Source organism: Streptomyces sp. SYSU D01066-1 (assembly GCF_054956795.1).
In genome coordinates this window covers 60,992-81,849 of sequence record NZ_JBUDHV010000005.1, presented here as the reverse complement: position 1 = coordinate 81,849, position 20,858 = coordinate 60,992, and the positions used below count along the sequence as shown (strand labels likewise).

The following is a 20,858-nucleotide window of genomic DNA, read 5'->3' as shown; positions in this document are numbered from 1 at the left end:
GCCGCGGCGGGCTACAGTGCCTGCTTCCTGGTCAGGTGGTTGAAGGCCAGCCAGCCCGGCAGCACCGGCAGCCACAGGGTCAGCAGCCGGTAGAGGAGCACCGCCGGTGCGGCGACCTCCTTGGGCAGGCCCACGGCGATCAGGCCGAGGGTCAGGGTCGCCTCCACCGCGCCCACCCCGCCGGGGGTCGGCGCCGCCGAACCCAGCGCGTTGCCCGCGAGGAAGACGACGGCGACGCCGGCCAGGCTGATCGACGTCGACTCGTTGCCGAACGCGCGGATCGAGGCGTCCAGGCACATCACGAAGCAGGCGGTGAGCAGCAGCATGCCGCCGATGCCGGTGACCAGCTTCTGCGGGCGCTGCAGCACGTCCAGCATGCGCGGCACGACACCGGCGAAGAGCGACCGCACGCGCGTGACGACGAACTTCCGCAGGAAGGGCACCGAGGTGACCACCAGCACCAGGACCGCCACCGTCAGCAGACCCGCGATGACCGTCCGGGACGGGGACAGGGAAGGCGTCTTCTCGGTGCCGGTCAGATAGCCGAAGGACAGCAGCATCAGGATGTGACAGCCGAGCCCGAACAGCTGCGACGCGCCGACGCTCGCCACCGCGAGCCCGGGGCGCACCCCGGCGCGCTGGAGGAAGCGGGTGTTCAGGGCGACGCCGCCGACCGCCGCGGGCGCGATGATCTTCACGAAGGACCCGGCGACCTGCGCGGCCACGGTCCGCAGGAACGGCACCCGTTCGGGCACGAACCCCAGGAGGGACATCGCCGCCGCGACATAGCTCGCCGCCGAGAACAGCACGGCCGCGATGACCCAGCCCCACTCGGCGTTGCTGATCAGCGGTCCGAACTCGATGTGGGTGAGCTGCGTCAGCAGGAAGTACGCGCCGATCGCACCGGCGATGAAGCTGATCAGGGTGCGCGGCCGGACCCGTTCCAGGCGGGCCGGCTCGACCGGGGCCTGCGGCCTGATCCGCAGGACCTGGTGGCGGATCTGGGTGAGCAGGTCCTCCTCGCGCGCCTCCTCCATGGCCTCGTCGAGGGCCCGCTTCTCGGCCCGCTGCTCCGCACGCTCGCTCTTCTTGTCCGGTTTGCCGGGCTTGCCGGTCCCGATGGCCGTGGTGCCGGAGCCGTCGTCGGCCGCGGTCTCCACCCGGGCCTGCTTGGCCTGCCGGGACGCCTCCAGGACGGCCTCGCGCTCGCGCTGGGACCGTTCCCGGGCGAGTCTGCGCAGCGTCGCGCGCGTGGAGCGGCTCAGCGCGATCGGCTGGAGCATCGGCAGGCAGTCCGCCACCGTGTCCGGGCCCAGCACGCCCACCGCCGAGGCCACCGCTCGCTCGGCCCCCACCCGCAGTCCGAGCGTCACCAGCAGTTGGGAGACGTCCATGCGCAGCAGCAGGTCGCCCGCGGCGATCTCGCCGGTGCGCAGGTCCGTGATGCTCACGGTGCCGGAACGATCCACCAGGATGGAGTCGCCGACCAGCCTGCGGTGCGCGATCCGCCGGGACTGCAGGGCCCGCACCTGCTCCCAGGTGTCGCGCAGCAGGTCGTCGGTGATCTCCTCGTCCGGCAGCGAGTCGAGGGAGCGGCCGCCGGTGTGCTCGTAGACCAGCATCACCGCGTCGGGGCCCAGTTCCGAGGTGGCGATCAGCTTGGGCGCGTTGGCGCCGGCCGCGATCGCCGCGTAGGCCAGCAGCGCCTCCTGCTCCAGCGCCTGGCGCAGCGACTGGAGGCTGCTGCGGGTGGCGAAGCCGCGCAGCGTCAGATTGCGCCACGCGCGGTAGAAGAAGCCCTGCGCCTGCTGTTCGCGGTCGACCACCGTGACGTCCAGCGGAGGGCCGTCCTCCAGGGTGACGAAGTAGCGCCGGCCTCGGTCACCGGTCTCCAGGGTGTCCGCCGCCACCTCCTCGCGCGAGGCGGTCACCGGGCGGAAGCCGACCGTCATCAGGCCCGCCATGAGCGTCCGCCCGGTGGGCCGGACGTTGGGCGAGCCGACCGCGTACAGCGTCCCGTAGGCCACGGTCCAGCCGATCAGCACGGTCAGGATGATCGAGAACGGTGTCGTGTAGCCGGTGACGAGCATGGAGAACGCGTCCAGCAGCAGCACGATCCACAGCACCGCGCGCCACCTGGGTCTGCGGGACATGCCGACCGCCGTCATGTACGCGATGACCGGCGCCAGATAGCCGTGCACCGGGTCGGTGAGGGCGTGGACGTCCCCGGGCGAAGGCTGGGTGAGCGCTTCCTGGATCGAGTCCGGGGCGGCTTTGGCGACCCACAGGTCGGTGGCGAGCGTCACGCCGTGGGCGAGTACGGCGGCCAGTACGCCGTCGGCGATCCGCAGCCCGTCGCGTTTGATCAGCCGCTCGATCGCGAAGGCGACCGGGACCAGCAGGATCGCGATGCTGGAGGCCAGGCCGGCGATCTTGATGAGCAGATCGGGTGCCTGGCCCGTGCCCTTGTTGATGTCCTGTTCGAGGCCCGAGGTGGTGCCGTGGGCGAACGCGGCGACGGCGAGCAGCACGCCGACCGCCAGCACGCCCACCAGGAGCCGCATCAGGTCGGAGGGACGGTGCACGCGCGCGGGGAGCAGCGGTTCGTCGCCCTCCACCTCGTCGATGTGCGCGGTGTCCGCGGGACCGGTGTCCGGTGCGGCGCTCCCGGCGTCACCCTTGCCGCCGGCGGCACCGGGGCGCGACGAAGCGTCGGAGGAGCCCCGCGTGCCGCCGGGCCGCACACCCTGTTGCTTCATCGTCTCTTCTTGCTCTCGTATCACTGGTCACCGCCCGCACGATGGTGGCATGCCGCGCCGGCACATGGGGGCATCAGGGTGGATCAGGGCGCACGCGCGGGCCGCACAGTCTGCCGCAAGCACCGTCCCCGGGCGAGGGGCGCGAACCGGCCGCGCGAGCGCGTCGCAGTGTCGGTGGGGTGCGGCAGTATGGGGCGGATGAGTGAGGAAAGTCTTCCGGACGGGGTCCGCCCAGAGCCCGCGGACGCGCTCCCGGAGTACGCCGAGCGGGTCCTCGAGGTCACCGAGCTGATCCCGCCGGGACGCGTCATGACCTACGGGGACGTCGCCGAATGGCTGGAGGAGGGCGGTCCCCGGCAGGTCGGCCGGGTGATGTCCCTCTATGGGGTGGGGATTCCGTGGTGGCGCGTGGTCCGCGCCGACGGAGTCCTGCTGGCGGGCCGTGAACGGGAGGCGCTCTCCCGGTACCGGGAGGAGGGGACGCCCCTGAAGGAGGCGGGCCGGGCCGCGGAGGGCCACCTGCCGCGCGTCGACATGAGACGGGCGCGGTGGGACGGCGGCGAGCACGCGCAGGGTCACACCTGAAAGCTTCCTCCATCGGACGCCCCGGGGGGTGACCGGTGATCCGTATGAGGGAACCGGGACAGAACGGGCACGTCCGTGGCATGACGTACGTTCGAGGGGCGCGGGACTGCCGCGTCGCGGGTGAACGGAGGGAGGGAAGGGAAGGAACGGAAGCCCCGCTTCCCGCCCGGGCGCCGACGTAGCGTCGGCTGCGCGTACCCCGTTCACCCGGTGTCCACCGCTCGTCCCCCGCGGCGGTCGTCCCACCAGCACACCCACCAGGACCGGCGAACCACGTGAGCTCCTCTTCCTCCACCAGGTACCTGTCGCACCCCCAGGGGCGACAGGGGGTCCGTGGCGCTTACCGACTGGTCCGTACCCCGCCGCCGCGCGTGGACCCCCCTCTTCTGGACGCCGCCCAACGCGCTGTGGTTGACCACCGCGCCGGTCCGCTGCTCGTGCTCGCCGGTCCGGGCACCGGCAAGACGACCACGCTCGTGGAGTCCGTCGCGGCCCGGATCGCCCGCGGCGCTGACCCCGAGCGCATCCTCGTGCTGACCTTCAGCCGGAAGGCCGCCGTCGAACTGCGCGACCGCATGGCCCGGCGCACGGGCGCGGCACGCGCCCCGCGCGCGACCACGTTCCACTCCTTCAGCTACGCCCTCGTCCGGGCGCACCAGGACAGCGACCTGTTCGCCGAGCCGCTGCGGCTGCTGTCCGGCCCGGAGCAGGACGTGACCGTCCGTGAGCTGCTCGCCGGGCAGGCCGGCCTCGAACGGCTCGGACTGGCCCATGTGCGCTGGCCCGACGAACTGCGCGCCTGCCTGACCGCCCGGGGCTTCGCCGACGAGGTCCGCGCGGTGCTCGCCCGCAGCCGTGAGCTGGGGCTCGGCCCGGACGCCCTGGCGGACTTCGCCCGGCGCATCGGCCGCCCCGACTGGCGGGCCGCCGCCGTCTTCCTCGCCGAGTACCTCGACGTGCTCGACCTCCAGGGCGTCCTCGACTACGCGGAACTCGTCCACCGCGCGGTGCTCCTCGCCCACCGCCGCGAGGTCGCCGAGCGGCTCGCCGGGCAGTACGACGCCGTCTACGTCGACGAGTACCAGGACACCGATCCGGCCCAGATACGGCTGCTGCACGCCCTGGCGGGCGGCGGGCGCACCCTGGTGGCCTTCGGCGACCCCGACCAGTCGATCTACGCGTTCCGCGGCGCGGACGTGGGCGGCATCCTCGGCTTCCCGCACGCCTTCCCGCGCGCGGACGGCCGTCCGGCGCCCGTACGGGTACTGCGCACCTCCCGCCGCTCCCGAGCCACCCTGCTGGACGCCACCCGGCTGCTGACCCGGCGCATGCCCCTGCCCCGCCTCCCCGCCGACCAGGCCCGCGCCCACCGCGAACTCGCGCCGGTACGGGACGGCGGCCAGGTCGAGGTGTACACGTACCCGACGGCCGGTACGGAACTGGACAACGTCGCGGACATCCTGCGCCGGGCGCACCTGGAGGACGGCGTCCCCTGGAGCGAGATGGCCGTCCTGGTGCGCGCCGGCTCCCGCACCCTCCCGGCGGTCCGCCGCGCCCTCACCTCGGCCGGCGTCCCGGTCGACGTGGACGGTGACGACCTGCCCCTGCGTCATGAGCCGGCGGTGGCGCCGCTGCTGACGGCGCTGCGGGCGGTGGCCACGGCCGCGGTGGCGGCGGCTCCGGTGGCCGGGGCGGCTTCGGCGGCCGGGGCGGCTTCGGCGGCCGGGGCGGCTTCGGCGGCGCTGGGGCCGGTGGTGGCCACTGAGACTGTTGGGGCGTCCGAGTCGGTGGGTGCCGAAACTGACAGGGCGTCCGAGCCGGTGGCGGGCGCCGAGACCGCTGGGGCGTCCGAGCCGGTGGCGGGCGCCGAGACCGCTGGGGCGTCCGAGCCGGTGGTGGCCACTGAGGCCGCTGGGGCGTCCGAGCCGGTGGTGGCCACTGAGGCCGCTGGGGCGTCCGAGCCGGTGGTGGCCACTGAGACCTCTGAAGCGTCCGAGTCGGCGGTGACCGGCTGGCTGGACACCGAGACCGCCCTCACCCTCCTCACCTCCCCCCTCGCCGGTATGGACGCCGCCGATCTGCGCCGCCTCGGACGTGCCCTGCGCGAGGAGGAGCGGGCCGCGGGCAACGCGCTGCCGCCCCCCTCCGACCAATTGCTCGCCCGGGCCCTGGCCGAGCCGGAGCGCCTGGCCGTGCACGACCCGGCGTACGCGCGGGGCGCGCAACGCCTGGGCGCGCTGCTCCGCACGGCCCGGGAACGTCTGGCGGGCGGTGGTACGGCCGAGGAGGCGCTGTGGGAGCTGTGGGCGGGCACCCCGTGGCCCGGCCGCCTGGAGCGGGCCGCCCGGCGCGGGGGCGCCGCCGGCCGCAACGCCGACCGCGACCTGGACGCCGTATGCGCCCTGTTCGCGACCGCCGCGCGCGCCGAAGAGCGCACCGGCGGCCGGGGTGCCCTGAACTTCCTGGAGGAGGTCGAGGCCGAGGACATCGCCGCCGACACCCTCGCGCGGCGGGCCGTACGCCCCGACGCCGTGCGCCTGATGACCGCGCACCGTGCCAAGGGCCTCCAGTGGCGGCTGGTCGTCGTCGCCGGGGTCCAGGAGGGGCTCTGGCCCGACCTGCGCCGCCGTGGCTCCCTGCTGGAGGCGGACCGGATCGGCCGCGACGGTCTCGCCGAGCCCCTCACGCCAGGGGCGCTGCTCGCGGAGGAACGCCGCCTGTTCTACGTGGCCGCCACGCGCGCGCGTGACCGCCTCGTCGTCACCGCCGTCAAGGCACCGGCGGACGACGGGGACCAGCCCTCCCGGTTCCTGACCGAGCTGGGCGTCGAACCCAAGGACGTCACGGGCCGCCCGCGCCGTCCGCTGTCCGTCGCCGCCCTGGTCGCCGAATTGCGCGCCACCACCGTGGACCCCCGCGTATCCGACGCCCTGCGCGAGGCCGCCGCCCGCCGGCTGGCCCGCCTCGCCGCCCTCAGCGACGACGAGGGCCGCCCCCTGGTGCCCGCCGCGCATCCCTACCGCTGGTGGGGCATGTTCGAACCGACCGAGTCCAAGGTGCCGCTGCGCGACCGCGACCAGCCCGTCGTGCTCTCCGGCAGCGCCCTCGACCAGCTCGCGAACACCTGCGCCCTGCAGTGGTTCCTCGGCCGCGAGGTGAAGGCCGACGCCCCCGCGACCGCCGCCCAGGGTTTCGGCAACGTGGTGCACGTCCTCGCCGACGAGGTCGCCTCGGGGCACACCCCCGCCGACCTCGACGTGCTCATGGCACGCTTGGACTCGGTGTGGAACGCGCTCGCCTTCGACGCGCCGTGGAAGTCCGAGCAGGAGAAGGCCCACGCGCGCGTGGCGCTCGAACGCTTCCTCAAGTGGCACGTCATGGACCGCACCGGCCGCAGGCCCGTCGCCAGCGAGCACGACTTCGACGTCACGCTCGCCGCGGGCGACTACGAGGTGCGCATCCGCGGCCAGATGGACCGCGTGGAGGCCGACGGCGACGGCCGCGCCTACGTCGTCGACTTCAAGACCGGCAGACAGACGCCCAGCGCCGCCGAGGTGGCCCGCCACCCCCAGCTCGCCGTCTACCAGCTCGCCGTCCGCGAAGGCGCCGTCGACGAGGCGTTCGGCGGCGTGCGCCCCGAGCCGGGCGGCGCCGAACTGGTCCAGCTCCGCCAGGGCGCGGCCAAGCGGGACGGGGGTGAGACGCTGCCCAAGGTGCAGGCCCAGGAGCCGCTCGGAGGACCGGACGGCGAGTGGGTCGGCGACCTGCTGGCCACGGCCGCGGGCAAGGTCCTCGACGAACGGTTCACGCCGGTCTCGGGCCAGCACTGCGCGCACTGCGCCTTCCGGGCGTCGTGCAGCGCCCGGCCGGAGGGCCGGCACGTGGTCGAGTGACCGGTGTGCCCCTTCACACCACACGCGCTGACCTGCGCATCCCTCGCCCCGGACAGCTGGTGCGGCCTCGACTGTCAGTGATCGCCGCTAGCCTTTTCGACATGCCCGCCCGTATCACCGATCCCGACGAGCTCAAGGAGCTCCTCGGCATCCCCTTCACCCCGGAGCAGACGGCCTGCATCACCGCGCCGCCCGCCCCGCAGGTGATCGTGGCCGGAGCCGGCTCCGGCAAGACGACGGTGATGGCGGCGCGCGTGGTCTGGCTGGTCGGCACCGGCCAGGTCGCCCCCGAACAGGTGCTCGGCCTCACCTTCACCAACAAGGCCGCCGGAGAGCTCGCCGAGCGCGTCCGCAAGGCGCTGATCAAGGCCGGCGTCACCGACCCCGACGTGATCGACCCGGACAACCCGCCGGGCGAGCCGGTGATCTCCACGTACCACGCCTTCGCCGGCCGCCTGCTGGCCGACCACGGCCTGCGCATCGGCCTCGAACCGGCCTCCCGGCTGCTCGCCGACGCCACCCGCTACCAGCTCGCCGCGCGGGTGCTGCGCGAGGCCCCCGGGCCCTACCCGGCGCTGACCCGCTCCTTCCCCGACCTGGTCGGCGACCTCCTCACCCTCGACTCCGAGCTCTCCGAACACCTCGTAGGCCCCGAGCGGCTGCGCACCTGGGACGCGGACCTCCTGGAGAGCCTCCGGAGCGCCAAGCTCACCAACGCCGACCTGCGCAAGGTCCCCGAGGCCGCCGCCGCCCGGCGCGAACTCGCCGAGCTGGTGATCCGCTACCGGTCCGCCAAACGCGACCGCGACCTCCTCGACTTCGGCGACCAGATCGCCCTGTCCGCCCGGCTCGCCCAGCTCCCCGAGGTGGGCCGGCTGCTGCGCGAGGAGTTCCGGGTCGTGCTGCTCGACGAGTACCAGGACACCTCGGTGGCCCAGCGCGTCCTGCTGGCGGGCCTCTTCGGCGGCGGCACCGGCCACCCCGTCACCGCCGTCGGCGACCCCTGCCAGGCCATCTACGGCTGGCGCGGCGCCTCCGTCGCCAACCTCGACGACTTCCCCGAGCACTTCGCCCGCGCCGACGGCCGCCCCGCCCTGCGGCAGTCGCTCAGCGAGAACCGCCGCAGCGGCGGCCGGCTCCTCGACCTCGCCAACGGCCTCGCCGGGCCGTTGCGCGCCATGCACGCGGGCGTGGAGGCCCTCCGCCCGGCCCCCGGCGCCGAACACGAGGGCACCGTCCGCTGCGCCCTGCTGCCCACCCACGCCGAGGAGATCGACTGGGTCGCCGACTCCGTCGCCCACCTGGTACGCACCGGGACGGCGCCCGGCGAGATCGCCGTCCTGTGCCGCACGGCGGCCGACTTCGCCGAGATCCAGGGCGCCCTGGTGGCCCGCGACGTCCCCGTCGAGGTCGTCGGCCTCTCCGGCCTGCTCCACCTGCCCGAGGTCGCCGACCTGGTCGCCGTCTGCGAGGTCCTCCAGGACCCCGGCGCCAACGCCTCCCTGGTGCGGCTGCTCACCGGCCCGCGCTGGCGCATCGGCCCGCGCGACCTCGCCCTGCTGGGGCGCCGCGCCCGCCGTCTCGTCGCCCACGCGCGCGTGGCGGGTGACGACGACCCCGACCGGCGGCTCGCGGAGGCCGTCGAGGGCGTCGACCCGTCCGAGGTGATATCGCTCGCGGACGCGCTGGACACGTTCCTGGAGACGCCGATGGACGGCGGCGGGGACGACGACGGACTGCCGTTCTCACCGGACGCGCGCGTGCGGTTCGCCCGCCTCGCCACCGAACTGCGCGACCTGCGCCGCTCCCTCGCCGACCCGCTGATGGACGTACTGCACCGGGTCCTGGCCGTCACCGGCCTGGAGGTCGAGCTGTCGGCGTCCCCGAACGCGCTGGCCGCCCGCCGCCGGGAGACCCTGTCCAACTTCCTGGACGTCGCCGCCTCCTTCGCCGCCGGGGACAACGAGGCGTCCCTGCTCGCCTTCCTGGGCTTCCTGCGCACCGCGGCCCAGTACGAGAAGGGACTCGACAACGCGCTGCCCGGCGGCGAGAACACCGTCAAGGTGCTCACCGCGCACAAGTCGAAGGGGCTGGAGTGGGACGTCGTCGCCGTCCCCGGACTGGTGACCGGCACCTTCCCCAGCACCCAGGGCAGGGAGAAGTGGACCGCACAGGGCAAGGTCCTCCCGCACCGCCTGCGCGGCGACGCCGACACCCTCCCCGACGTCGGCTCCTGGGACTCCCGAGGGCTGAGGGACTTCCACGAGGCCATGAAGGAGCACCAGCACACCGAGGAGCTCCGCCTCGGCTACGTCACCTTCACCCGCCCCCGCTCCCTGCTCCTGGGCTCCGGCCACTGGTGGGGTCCCGCCCAGAAGAAGCCCCGCGGACCGTCCGACTTCCTCCAGGCCCTGTACGACCACTGCGCGGCCGGACACGGTGAGATCGAGGCATGGGCGGACGAACCCGCCGAGGACGAGGAGAACCCCGCCCTGCACCGGGCGGCCGACGCCGACCAGGCATGGCCGCTGCCCCTGGACGAGACGGCCCTGGCCCGTCGCCGGGCGGCCGCCGAGGCGGTCCTGACCCACCTGGAGCGCCTCGCCTCCGCCGACGGCCCCGGCCACGCCCGCCCCGCAGCCGTCCACGACCCGGACACCTACGACGACCCCGACTGGCCGCCGCCACCGGAGGACGAGACACCCCCCCGCGACGAGCCTCCCCGCGACGCGGGCCCTTATGACGTAGGCCCTTATGACGTGGATCCTCACGACGAGGAACCTTTCCCGGACGGGGAGCCGGCACAGGCGGAGCCCCGGACGCCCGAGGGCCCCACCGTCCCCCGCCAGGCCACGCCCGCGGACCTCCACCGGTCCCGTCTCCCGGAACAGTCCCCGGGCCCCGGCGCCCCCCGCCCCCGCCCCCGCCCACGAGAGGACGCACCGCGCGGCGAGACGTTCCTCACGCCGGAGGAAGCCCGCACCGTCGCCTCCTGGGACCGCGATCTCGACGCCCTCGCCGGCGAACTCCTGCGCGCGCGGGAAGCCGTCACCGAGGTGCCGCTGCCGGCCTCGCTGACCGCCACCCAGCTGCTGCGCCTGGCCGCCGACCCCGACGGCCTCGCCCAGGAACTGGCCCGCCCCATGCCCCAGCCGCCCCGGCCGGCCGCCCGCCGCGGCACCCGCTTCCACGCCTGGGTGGAATCCCGCTTCGAAGAGCTGACCCTCCCCCTGCTGGAACCCGACGAGCTGCCCGGGGGCGACGCCGAGATCGCCGGCGAACAGGACCTGGCCGCCCTCAAGGAGGCCTTCGAGCGCACCGAGTACGCGCACCGCACCCCGTACCGCGTCGAGGCCCCCTTCCAGTTCGCGATCGCCGGCCGCGTCGTACGGGGCCGCATCGACGCCGTCTACAAGGAGGACGACGGGGACCGTCCCGGATACGAGATCGTCGACTGGAAGACCTCCCGCGCCCACTCCGCGGACCCGCTCCAGCTCGCCGTGTACCGCCTGGCCTGGGCCGAGCAGCAGGGCGTACCGCTCACCTCGGTGACGGCGGCGTTCCTGTACGTGCGCACCGGCGAAGTGGTGCGCCCGGACGGTCTCCCGGACCGTGCCGCGCTGGAGCGGTTGCTGCTCGACGGAGCGTACGGTGACGAACCGCACGGCCAGGGTGTCGGCGCGGGCCAGTAGGCTCGGAGCCATGAGCAAGCCCGTTGACGCTGCCGTCAGCGCCGTCCGCGCCTACATCGAGCGCCACCGCGCCGCCTTCCTCGACGATCTGGCCGAGTGGCTGCGCATCCCCTCGGTCTCGGCCCAGCCCCACCACGCGCAGGACGTACGCCGCAGCGCCGACTGGCTCGCCGCCAGACTTAAGGAGACCGGCTTCCCGACCACCGAGGTCTGGGAGACACCGGGCGCCCCCGCCGTCTACGCCGAGTGGCCGGCCGACGACCCCGCGGCGCCCACGGTCCTCGTCTACGGACACCACGACGTACAGCCCGCCGCCCGCGAGGACGGCTGGTCGAGCGACCCCTTCGAGCCCGTCGTCCGCGGCAACCGCCTGTACGCGCGCGGGGCGGCCGACGACAAGGGACAGGTGTTCTTCCACGCCCTCGGTGTCCGCGCTCACCTCGCCGCCACCGGCCGTACCGCCCCGGCCGTCACCCTGAAGCTGCTGGTCGAGGGCGAGGAGGAATCCGGCTCCCCGCATTTCCGCGCGCTGGCCGAGGCACACGCCGGGCGGCTCGCCGCCGACGCCGTGATCGTCTCCGACACCGGCATGTGGTCCGAGGACACCCCCACCGTGTGCACCGGCATGCGCGGCCTCGCCGAGTGCGAGATCCACCTCCACGGCCCGGACCAGGACATCCACTCCGGCTCCTTCGGCGGCGCCGTGCCCAACCCGGCCACCGAGGCCGCCCGCCTGGTCGCCGCCCTGCACGACGAGCACGGGCGCGTGGCGGTCCCCGGCTTCTACGACGGCGTGATCGAACTCACCGACCGTGAGCGCGAGCTCTTCGCCGAGCTGCCCTTCGACGAGCAGCGGTGGCTGCGCACGGCCCGGTCCCACGCCGCCCACGGCGAGGCCGGGTACACCACCCTGGAGCGTGTCTGGGCCCGCCCCACCGCCGAGGTCAACGGCATCGGCGGCGGCTACCAGGGCCCCGGCAGCAAGACGATCATCCCGTCCGACGCCGTGGTGAAGCTCTCCTTCCGCCTGGTCGCCGGCCAGGACCCCGGCCAGGTGGAGAAGGCCGTCCGCGGCTGGGTCACGGAGCGCGTCCCGCCGGGAATCCGCTGCGACATCGCGTTCGGCGCCGCCACGCGCCCGTGCCTGACACCCCTGGACCACCCGGCGCTCCAGTCCGTCGTCCGCTCCATGGAACGGGCCTTCGACCAGCCGGTCCGCTTCACCCGCGAAGGCGGCTCCGGACCCGCCGCCGACCTCCAGGACGTCCTCGGGGCCCCGGTGCTCTTCCTCGGTGTCTCCGTCCCGTCCGACGGCTGGCACGCGCCCGACGAGAAGGTCGAGCTCGACCTCCTCCTCAAGGGCGCGGAGACCTCCGCCCACCTCTGGAGCGACCTGGCGGCGCACTGGCGGCACGGACCCTGACCGATGCCGCCGCACCGTCCGGACCGTCCGGACCGGCCTCCGGCGCGGGGCACACTGGAAGGGCCTGTACCGCGGCGCGCTCCCGGTCGCCGTCCGCGCCACCGGAACCCGCCTCTTCGGAACCCGCCGAACCGTCCGCCGAACCACTGACCGCCGTACCGGGGGAGTTGGAAGCACCTGTGACCATCTGGACCGACCGCACCGCCGAACGTCCCATCTCGCTCACCGCACCGAGCGGTGTCGACCGCGCCGCGCACCACCGCCTCGACGAGGCCTGGCTCGCCGCCGCGTGGAGTCACCCCTCCACGCGCTGTTTCGTGGTCTCCGGCGGTCAGGTCCTCATCGACGAGACGCCGGACGGGCGGACCGAACTCGTCATGACACCCTCCTTCGAAGCCCCGCTCACCGAGGCGCACCGCTACTTCCTCGGCATCGACGAGGACGGCGTGAGCTACTTCGCGCTCCAGAAGGACTCGCTGCCCGGCCGGATGGACCAGTCCGCGCGCGCGGCGGGGCTGCGGGAGGCGGGCCTGCTGCTCTCCCCGCGCGACGCGGGCCTGATGGTGCACGCGGTCGGCCTGGAGAACTGGCAGCGCACCCACCGCTTCTGCTCCCGCTGCGGAGAGCGCACGGCCATCGCCGCCGCCGGCCACATCCGCCGCTGCCCCGCCTGCGGCGCCGAGCACTACCCGCGCACCGACCCGGCCGTGATCATGGCCGTCATCGACGACAGCGACCGCATCCTGCTCGGCCGCCAGGTCCACTGGCCCGAGGGCCGCTTCTCGACGCTCGCGGGCTTCGTGGAGCCCGGTGAGTCCATCGAGCAGTCGGTGCGCCGCGAGGTCCGGGAGGAGGCCGGTATCACCGTCGGCCAGGTCGAGTACGTCGCCAGCCAGCCCTGGCCGTTCCCGTCCAGCCTGATGCTCGGCTTCATGGCCCGGGCCGTCTCCACCGACATCACCGTCGACGGCGACGAGATCCACGAGGCCCGCTGGTTCTCCCGTGACGAGCTGGGCGCGGCCTTCGACTCCGGCGAGGTCCTGCCGCCCTACGGCATCTCGATCGCCGCCCGCCTGATCGAGCTCTGGTACGGCAAGCCGCTGCCGACCCGCGGCTTCGTCTGAGGCCGGGCACAGGGCCGGACACGGCTGAGGGGCCGTCCCGCCCGGGACGGCCCCTCAGCCACGCGTGCGGCCCGCTTGCGCGCCGATCCTCCGCCTCACCCGCGCCGGCGACGGGTCGGTGAGCGTCGAGTCGTCGGGGGGAGAACGGCCGGAAACCGTGTGGAGACTTCCCTCCCGCTCGTGACGGCCGGGGAGAGCCGCCCCGTGCCCGGGAGGGGGAGGCCGTGAGCGAGAAGCCCAGGGCGCTCGGTGCGGCCCGTGGCCGACCGGCTCCCTTGTCCGTGGGCAACGAGAACCAGACCGGCTGTCCGTGGGCAACGAGAACCAGACCGGCGAGGAAACGCAGCGGACCCGCGTCAGCGAGCGGGCGGACGCGCAGGAAACGGAGCCGGCCGACTCCGCCGCCGGCATCGAAGACCCCCGATCCGGCGCCGGGCCGGTCGGGGGCCGTGCGCGTCATGCGGGTCAGACGCCGAGCGCCTGCTTCACCTGGGCGAGGCTCGGATTCGTCATCACGACCTCGGCGCCACCACGGGAGGGGACCACCTGAACCGTCGGAACCGTCTGGTTCCCCCCGTTCACCTTCTCCACGAACGCGGCCGAATCCGGGTCCTGCTCGATGTTGATCTCGGTGTACGCGATGCCCTCACGGTCCATCTGGCTCTTCAGGCGGCGGCAGTAGCCGCACCACGTGGTGCTGTACATCGTCACAGTGCCCGGCATGTCTCTCGTGCTCCTTCAACGGCTCGGGGATGCGTTCGCTCGCACTGCACCAACGTCCGCGACGGCGCCTCCATTCCCGGACGAGGCACCGCGGGTCCTTCGGCACCGGCTCCCGGTGTGAAGCCGTCCGCCGGGACTCCTGACGACCGGGTCCGCATTAGTACGACTGCGAGGCCCCGCCTGTGGACAACCAGCACTCCCGTCCCGTGCGACCTGGCAGCATGGCTGTGTGACAGCAGCAACGCACTCCACCCTCTTCCCGCAGGTACCGGACTCGGCCGACGCGGTGCTCGACGGACTCGATCCCGAGCAGCGCGAAGTGGCCACCTCCCTGCGCGGCCCGGTGTGCGTACTGGCGGGCGCGGGCACCGGCAAGACCCGGGCGATCACCCACCGCATCGCCTACGGGGTGCGCGCCGGCATCCTGCAGCCCAACACGGTGCTCGCCGTCACCTTCACCAACCGTGCCGCCGGGGAGATGCGCGGCCGGCTGCGTCAGCTCGGCGCCGTCGGCGTCCAGGCCCGTACCTTCCACTCGGCGGCACTGCGCCAGCTCCAGTACTTCTGGCCGAAAGTGATCGGCGGCTCCCTGCCCCGGCTCGTCGATCGCAAGATCCAGCTCGTCGCCGACGCCGCCGCGGCCTGCCGCATCCGCCTCGACCGGGGCGAGCTGCGGGACGTCACCGCCGAGATCGAGTGGTCCAAGGTCACCCAGACCGTTCCGGACGACTACGCCCTCGCGGCGGCCAGAGCCGGCCGTGCGGCCCCCCGTGATCCCGCGGAGATCGCGCGGCTCTACCTGGCCTACGAGGAGCTGAAGCGCGGGCGCGGGGTGATCGACTTCGAGGACGTGCTGTTGCTGACGGTGGGGGTCCTCCAGGACCGGCAGGACGTGGCCCAGCAGGTCCGCGCCCAGTACCAGCACTTCGTGGTCGACGAGTACCAGGACGTCAGCCCCCTCCAGCAGCGGCTGCTGGACCTGTGGCTCGGCGACCGCGACGACCTGTGCGTGGTCGGCGACGCCAGCCAGACGATCTACTCGTTCACAGGAGCAACCCCCGACCACCTGCTCGACTTCCGGATCCGCCACCCCGGGGCCACGGTGGTCAAGCTGGTGCGCGACTACCGCTCCACGCCCCAGGTCGTCCACCTCGCCAACGGCCTGCTCGCCCAGGCCCGGGGCCGCGCCGCCGAGCACCGCCTGGAGCTGCTCTCCCAGCGCCCGGCCGGCCCCGAGCCCGTCTACACCGAGTACACCGACGAGCCCGCCGAGGCCGAGGGCGCCGCCCGCCGCATCCGCGAACTGATCGACTCCGGCGTCCGGCCCGCCGAGATCGCCGTGCTGTTCCGGACCAATTCCCAGTCGGAGATCTACGAGCAGGCCCTCGCCGACGCCGGGGTGCCCTACCAGCTGCGCGGCGCGGAACGGTTCTTCGACCGCCCCGAGGTGCGCAAAGCGGGCGCGGCCCTGCGCGCCGCGGCCCGCTTCGGCGGCAATGACGCCCTCCTCGACGACACCGTCGACCTGCCGTCCCAGGTCCGTGCCGTGCTCTCGGGGGAGGGCTGGACGTCCGAGCCCCCGGCCGGATCGGGTGCGGTCCGCGAGCGCTGGGAGTCACTGGCCGCCCTGGTGGACCTCGCGCAGGACTTCGCCGCGGCCCGGCCCGGTGCCTCCCTCGGCGACCTCGTCGCCGAACTCGACGAGCGGGCCGGTGCCCAGCACGCCCCCACCGTCCAGGGCGTCACCCTCGCCTCCCTGCACTCGGCCAAGGGCCTGGAGTGGGACGTCGTCTTCCTGGTCGGCCTGGCCGAGGGCATGATGCCGATCACCTACGCAAAGACCGACGAACAGATAGAGGAGGAGCGCCGTCTCCTCTATGTGGGCGTCACCCGCGCGCGTGAACGTCTGCACCTCTCCTGGGCGCTGGCCCGCTCGCCCGGCGGCCGGGCGAGCCGCCGTCCCAGCCGCTTCCTCGACGGACTGCGGCCCGGCTCGGCGGGCGCCGCCGGCCGGGTGGCGGCCGGCGGCGCCGGGGGAGTGGAGCGCGGCGTCACGGGCCGTTCCGTGTTCGCCCCGGCTCCGCGGCGTACTCAGCGCGGCCCGGCCCGCTGCCGGGTCTGCGGGCGCACTCTCACCGACGCGGGTGAAATGAAACTGATGCGCTGCGAGGACTGTCCCTCCGACATGGACGAGGGCCTCTACGAGCGGTTGCGCAGCTGGCGTGCGGTGCAGGCGGGGCGGAGCGGGCAGCCGGCCTTCTGCGTCTTCACCGACAAGACGCTGATGGCGATCGCCGAGTCCGTCCCGGAGGACGAGCGGGAGCTGGCCCGCATCCCCGGCGTCGGAGTCCGCAAGCTCACCCGCTACGGAGCCGATGTCCTGGCCATCTGCGCCGGTCAGGACGTCGGCGGGACGGGTGACGACGATTGATCCCAACTCGTCGAAAAAATAGTTTGCGCATGCCCCGGCAATCCCCATAGGTTCTTGGACACGGGAGCAGCGGCCTTCCCGGAGGCCCTGGATCCGTGTTGTACTTGCATATCCGTGGACCGGTTCACACCGATCCCCTGAGACGCCGAGAGGAGGCGAGTCCAGTGATCAGCATCAACATCAGCTCCGTCAGCAAACTGACCGATCGCTCGACCGTCTCCCTGTCCGTGCTCGGCGTCTCCAACCCGGGCACCGGTCTGTCCGGCGTTCGCGCCGCCCGTCCGGCGTCCCCCCTTGCTCTCTCGGACCTGCCCGTCCGTGAGCGCGACGAGCGACCGACCAAGGCACTGGAAGCGGCAGTAGTGGCACAGGCGCACGCCTATGCCTTTGCGGCGGCCGGTGCCGGATTCCGGAAGCAGACGACGCAGCACCACCTGATGTGGGCCTTCCGTGGGCCAGAACCCTGGAGTGATCCAGCCTGATCCGATCAGGCCGGCGCCTTCAGGGCCGCGGAACCCCACCCGGGATCCGCGGCCCTTCTGTTTGTCCTGAACCGGGACGACAGAGCGAAGGGCCTCGGGACAACCAGAGACCCGGTACCAAGCCGCCCCGGCCGACCGGCCGGACCGATCAGACGAGGAAGACGAACCGTGCAACTCGAAGCGCACGCCCCGTCCGTACCACCTTCCGGCACCATCCCCGAGCCCGGCTCCACGGAGGACCCCGCCTTGACCCCGCTCACCGCGCTCACCGCGCTCGACGACGCCATCGAGAACCTCGGCGTGCCCGTTCCGTGCCGTTCCTACGACCCGGAGGTCTTCTTCGCCGAGTCGCCGGCGGACGTCGAGTACGCCAAGTCCCTCTGCCGCACCTGCCCGCTGGTCGAGGCCTGCCTCGCAGGCGCCAAGGAGCGGCGCGAGCCCTGGGGCGTCTGGGGCGGCGAGCTGTTCGTCCAGGGTGTCGTCGTCGCCCGGAAGCGGCCCCGCGGCCGCCCGCGCAAGAACCCGGTCACGGCATGAACACCGTAGGCACGATCGACCGTCCCCTCACGTACGACCCCGCGAAGCAGGCCCCGATGAAGCCGTCCGCCCACGAGCCCGCAGGCTCCGCACCCGAAGACGTCACCACCAGCGGTGCGAACGACTCGCGCCAGAACAGGACCCGAGAGATGCAACTCATCCCAGAAGCACTGGCTCGTGCGCATATGCAAGAGCGACTGCGTGAGGCCGAGCGGGAGCGCCGGGCCGTGCGCCTGGTGACCGCCCGCCGGATGCAGCGCAGGGCGGAGCGCGCCTCGATGCGTGCCCGGCGTGCGCTCGCCATGGCCGTGATGCAGTAACCGGTCCCACTCGAAGCGGTGGTCTCCCCGGCCGGGGAGGCGAAGCTCTCCTCGCGGGGGCCGGTCCGTCCGGACGGACCGGCCCCCGCGGCGTGTCATCCCCACGTCCGCGAGGGTGCCCAGGCCCCGGTCCTAGGCACCCGCCGCCGACTCCTCTTCCTCCATCGGCTCCGCCGCGGACTCGTCCATCGGCTCCGCCATGGATTCCTCCGTCGGCGCCACGAACCCCGGCAGCCATGCCTCCAGTTCCTCCCGGAGCCGCACCGTCGCACCCAGCTGGCACAGCACACCGATCGTGCTCAGCGTGACCCGGTGGATCAGGAGGTACGCCGGCGGCAGGTTGAGCTGCTTGCCCAACTGGTAGGCGGGGGACCGGATGTCACCGATGCGGGCGGCCTGACTGCGCATCCAGCCGCGGGTGAAGGTGAACGCGTCGACCTGGGCCGGTTCGATGATCGGCAGGAGGTAGTCGAGGACCGCGTCCGGGTCCAGCTCCACCGTCTCCTTGACGAAGCCCTCCGCGCGCAGTTCTTCGTACACGGCCTCGGCCGCGCCGTCGAGGGCCATGCGCAGGCAGGTGCCGATGGTGACCGGCAGACCGTCCGGAAGACGGTCGACCGTGCCGAAGTCCAGCACTCCCAGCCGCCAGTCGTCCTCGCCGTCCGGGCCGCCGGGCAGCAGCCGGAAGTTGCCCGGGTGCGGGTCGGCGTGCAGGAGGCCGGTGCGGGCCGGGCCGGCGAACAGGAAGTGGGCCAGGAGCTGGCCGGCCCGGTCGCGCTGCTCCGGGGTGCCGTCCGTGATGACCTCGGACAGCGGGATCCCGCCGATCCACTCGGTGACCAGGACCTGCTCGCACTGATGGACCACGTCCGGTACCAGGATGTCCGGGTCGTCCGCGAACTCCTCGGCGTGCGCGCGCTGGGCCTGTGCCTCCAGGCCGTAGTCGAGTTCCTCCGAGACCCGGTCCCTCAGTTCCATGATCAATGGCTTGATGTCCAGGCCGGGGATGAGCGGGCCCAGCAGGCGGGCGAAGCGGCCGAGCTGGTTCAGGTCCGACAGGAGGGCCTCGCCGGCCCCCGGGTACTGGACCTTGACCGCCACCTCACGGCCGTCGTGCCACACCCCCCGGTGCACCTGCCCGATGGAGGCCGCGGCGGAGGGCTTGTCCTCGAACTCCAGGAACAGCTCCTGCCAGTTCTCGCCGAGCCGCTCACCGAGCACGGTGCGCACCGTGCGCGTCGGCATCGGCGGGGCCGCCTCCTGCAGCTTCGTCAGGGCCGCCCGGTAGGGGCCGGCGATCTCCTCGGGCAGGGCGGATTCGAAGACGGAGAGGGCCTGGCCGAACTTCATGGCCCCGCCCTTCAGCTCCCCGAGGACCTTGAACAGCTGCTCGGCGGTGCGCTGCTGCAACTGCTGGCCGACCAGCTCCGCGGATTCGCCCACGATTCGCTTGCCGAGCCCCCAGGTCGCCCGTCCGGCGAAGCCGAGCGGGAGCGCGGCGAGCTTGGCGGTCCGGGTGACCGCCTTCCGGGGAAGATCAGACATGCGCCCTCCAAGTCCCAGCCGGCCGCGCCGTCCGTGCTCCGCGTCGCGCTCGTGCTGACGGCCGTTGCTCCGCCATTGTCTCGCGTCGCTCCCCCTCTCCGGAGGGGTGTTCCCGCTCACCTTTTTCCTCATCTGCCCGCGCCGCCGCGCAGGGGCACGCGGGATGGGCCGGGACCGGCCGCGTGTGCCAGCGCAGACCGGGCAGCGCGGCCTCCCAGCGGGCGCCGGCACTGGAGGGGACGTGGCCGTCGAGGAAGGCGAGGGCGTGTGCGGCGGCCAGCCCGGCGACCGTGGTGGCCAGCGCGAGGTCGCAGGGCCCTACCCGGCGCTGGGAGCCCGAACGCCACTGGGTGATCAGCCGGGGCCAGGCCGGGTCCCGGTCGGTGCGGCTCTCGTGGAGGCAGCCCGCGCAGCCCGTCTCGCCGGGCAGCACGAAGGGACCGACGACTCCCGTGCCCTCCACCACGCCGGCGTAGAGATGAGGTGTACCGGAGGCCATGAGGGGCTCGGCGGCGGACGCCGGGGGCGCGTGCACGGCGATGTCGTCGCGCGAGGCGATGATCACCAGGGCGAAGCCCGGACCGCCGTCCTCGGGCCGCGCCGCGGGGCCGCGGCGCGGCGCACGGCCGGGGGCGGCCCGGCGGACGGCACGGCGGGCCGCCTCGTCCCGGCGGTCGCCGACCGCCTCGGCGGACTGCCCCCCGGGGGCGACGTCCCACGGCTCGACGCGGCCGCCGTCGCGGACGTCGACCTCGCCGATCCCCGCGCCCGACAGCAGCGACGCCAGGACGGCGCCCACCCGGCCCGCGCCTCGGACCTGCACCCGCAGGGCGCGGCGGGCGGCCAGCCGTCCCATGGCGTCGCCCGGCCCGGAGGTGGTCAGGGAGAGGGAGGCGAGGTCCGGGCGGAGCCGGTCGAGGACCTCCGCGTTCTCGCGGAGGGCGTCGGCGGCGGGGCCACCGCCACGGGAGTCGTCGAGGAGCCCGGCCCGCGCCAGCCGCCTCACCAGCAGGTCGACATGGCCGTCGGGCAGGTCCATCCGACGCGCCTCCTCGCGCAGCAGCGGCAGCCCTCGCGTGCCGTTGAGCAGGTCGAGGAAACTGCCTGTCGCGGTGTCCACCGGCCCCAGCGTCAGCGCGTGCGCCGGGGTCATCCCGAACTGCACCGTGTTGAGGTCGCGCCAGCCGCGCCGCAGCGCGGGTTTCACCATCGGATGCATGCCAGACCCCCCGTACGTTCCGGTACTCCCCGTGTGCCGGATCGGTGGTCACGACCGAGCCGGCGAGTGCCAGCATGCCCGTTTCCGTCGCAGAGCGCCGAAAGTTGTCCACAGGCAGTAGGCGC

At 73.6% G+C, this 20,858-nt stretch carries 13 protein-coding genes; 9 read left to right on the top strand and 4 right to left on the bottom strand.

The features are described from left to right. Window positions 1–11: 11 nt before the first annotated feature. Window positions 12–2,759: a lysylphosphatidylglycerol synthase transmembrane domain-containing protein gene (locus ACY1JF_RS07090; protein WP_462704124.1), complete on the bottom strand. Its 2,748-nt coding sequence runs from the start codon at window positions 2,757–2,759 to the stop codon at window positions 12–14. A gap of 198 nt (window positions 2,760–2,957) precedes the next feature. Between ACY1JF_RS07090 and ACY1JF_RS07085 the strand changes: the two genes are divergently transcribed. The 5 genes from ACY1JF_RS07085 to nudC all read left to right on the top strand — a co-directional run bounded on the left by ACY1JF_RS07085 (window position 2,958) and on the right by nudC (window position 13,476). Beyond that, window positions 2,958–3,344 (top strand): MGMT family protein, encoded by a 387-nt coding sequence (locus tag ACY1JF_RS07085; RefSeq protein WP_462704123.1) that lies wholly within the window; start codon window positions 2,958–2,960, stop codon window positions 3,342–3,344. A gap of 275 nt (window positions 3,345–3,619) precedes the next feature. Beyond that, window positions 3,620–7,237 (top strand): ATP-dependent helicase, encoded by a 3,618-nt coding sequence (locus ACY1JF_RS07080; protein WP_462704122.1) that lies wholly within the window; start codon window positions 3,620–3,622, stop codon window positions 7,235–7,237. A 101-nt stretch (window positions 7,238–7,338) separates the two neighbouring features. Next, window positions 7,339–10,929, top strand: a complete 3,591-nt coding sequence (locus tag ACY1JF_RS07075) for a UvrD-helicase domain-containing protein (protein WP_462704121.1) — start codon at window positions 7,339–7,341, stop codon at window positions 10,927–10,929. 10 nt (window positions 10,930–10,939) lie between these two features. After that, a complete protein-coding gene (locus ACY1JF_RS07070; protein ID WP_462704120.1) occupies window positions 10,940–12,352 on the top strand; it encodes a dipeptidase in 1,413 nt (470 codons plus the stop codon). 179 nt (window positions 12,353–12,531) lie between these two features. Then, window positions 12,532–13,476 (top strand): NAD(+) diphosphatase, encoded by a 945-nt coding sequence (gene nudC / locus ACY1JF_RS07065; protein ID WP_462704119.1) that lies wholly within the window; start codon window positions 12,532–12,534, stop codon window positions 13,474–13,476. Between the two features lie 465 nt (window positions 13,477–13,941). Here nudC and ACY1JF_RS07060 read toward each other — a convergent pair whose 3' ends face one another. Further along, on the bottom strand, window positions 13,942–14,199 hold the full coding sequence (locus tag ACY1JF_RS07060; RefSeq protein WP_462704118.1) for a mycoredoxin: 258 nt from the start codon (window positions 14,197–14,199) through the stop codon (window positions 13,942–13,944). A 229-nt stretch (window positions 14,200–14,428) separates the two neighbouring features. Between ACY1JF_RS07060 and ACY1JF_RS07055 the strand changes: the two genes are divergently transcribed. From ACY1JF_RS07055 to ACY1JF_RS07040, 4 genes are all read left to right on the top strand, one after another. Beyond that, window positions 14,429–16,630, top strand: coding sequence for an ATP-dependent DNA helicase UvrD2 (locus tag ACY1JF_RS07055; RefSeq protein WP_462704117.1), 2,202 nt, complete (start codon window positions 14,429–14,431; stop codon window positions 16,628–16,630). 164 nt (window positions 16,631–16,794) lie between these two features. Continuing rightward, a complete protein-coding gene (locus ACY1JF_RS07050) occupies window positions 16,795–17,112 on the top strand; it encodes a hypothetical protein (protein WP_462704116.1) in 318 nt (105 codons plus the stop codon). 168 nt (window positions 17,113–17,280) lie between these two features. Further along, a complete protein-coding gene (locus ACY1JF_RS07045; RefSeq protein WP_462704115.1) occupies window positions 17,281–17,649 on the top strand; it encodes a WhiB family transcriptional regulator in 369 nt (122 codons plus the stop codon). Next, a complete protein-coding gene (locus ACY1JF_RS07040) occupies window positions 17,646–17,969 on the top strand; it encodes a hypothetical protein (RefSeq protein WP_462704114.1) in 324 nt (107 codons plus the stop codon). The genes ACY1JF_RS07045 and ACY1JF_RS07040 overlap by 4 nt, the downstream gene beginning before the upstream one ends. Before the next feature lie 132 nt (window positions 17,970–18,101). On the opposite strand, the gene ACY1JF_RS07035 is transcribed toward ACY1JF_RS07040, so the two are convergent. Continuing rightward, window positions 18,102–19,514, bottom strand: a complete 1,413-nt coding sequence (locus ACY1JF_RS07035; protein ID WP_462704113.1) for an ABC1 kinase family protein — start codon at window positions 19,512–19,514, stop codon at window positions 18,102–18,104. After that, window positions 19,507–20,733: a TOMM precursor leader peptide-binding protein gene (locus tag ACY1JF_RS07030; RefSeq protein WP_462704112.1), complete on the bottom strand. Its 1,227-nt coding sequence runs from the start codon at window positions 20,731–20,733 to the stop codon at window positions 19,507–19,509. The genes ACY1JF_RS07035 and ACY1JF_RS07030 overlap by 8 nt, the downstream gene beginning before the upstream one ends. Between the last annotated feature and the right edge of the window lie 125 nt (window positions 20,734–20,858).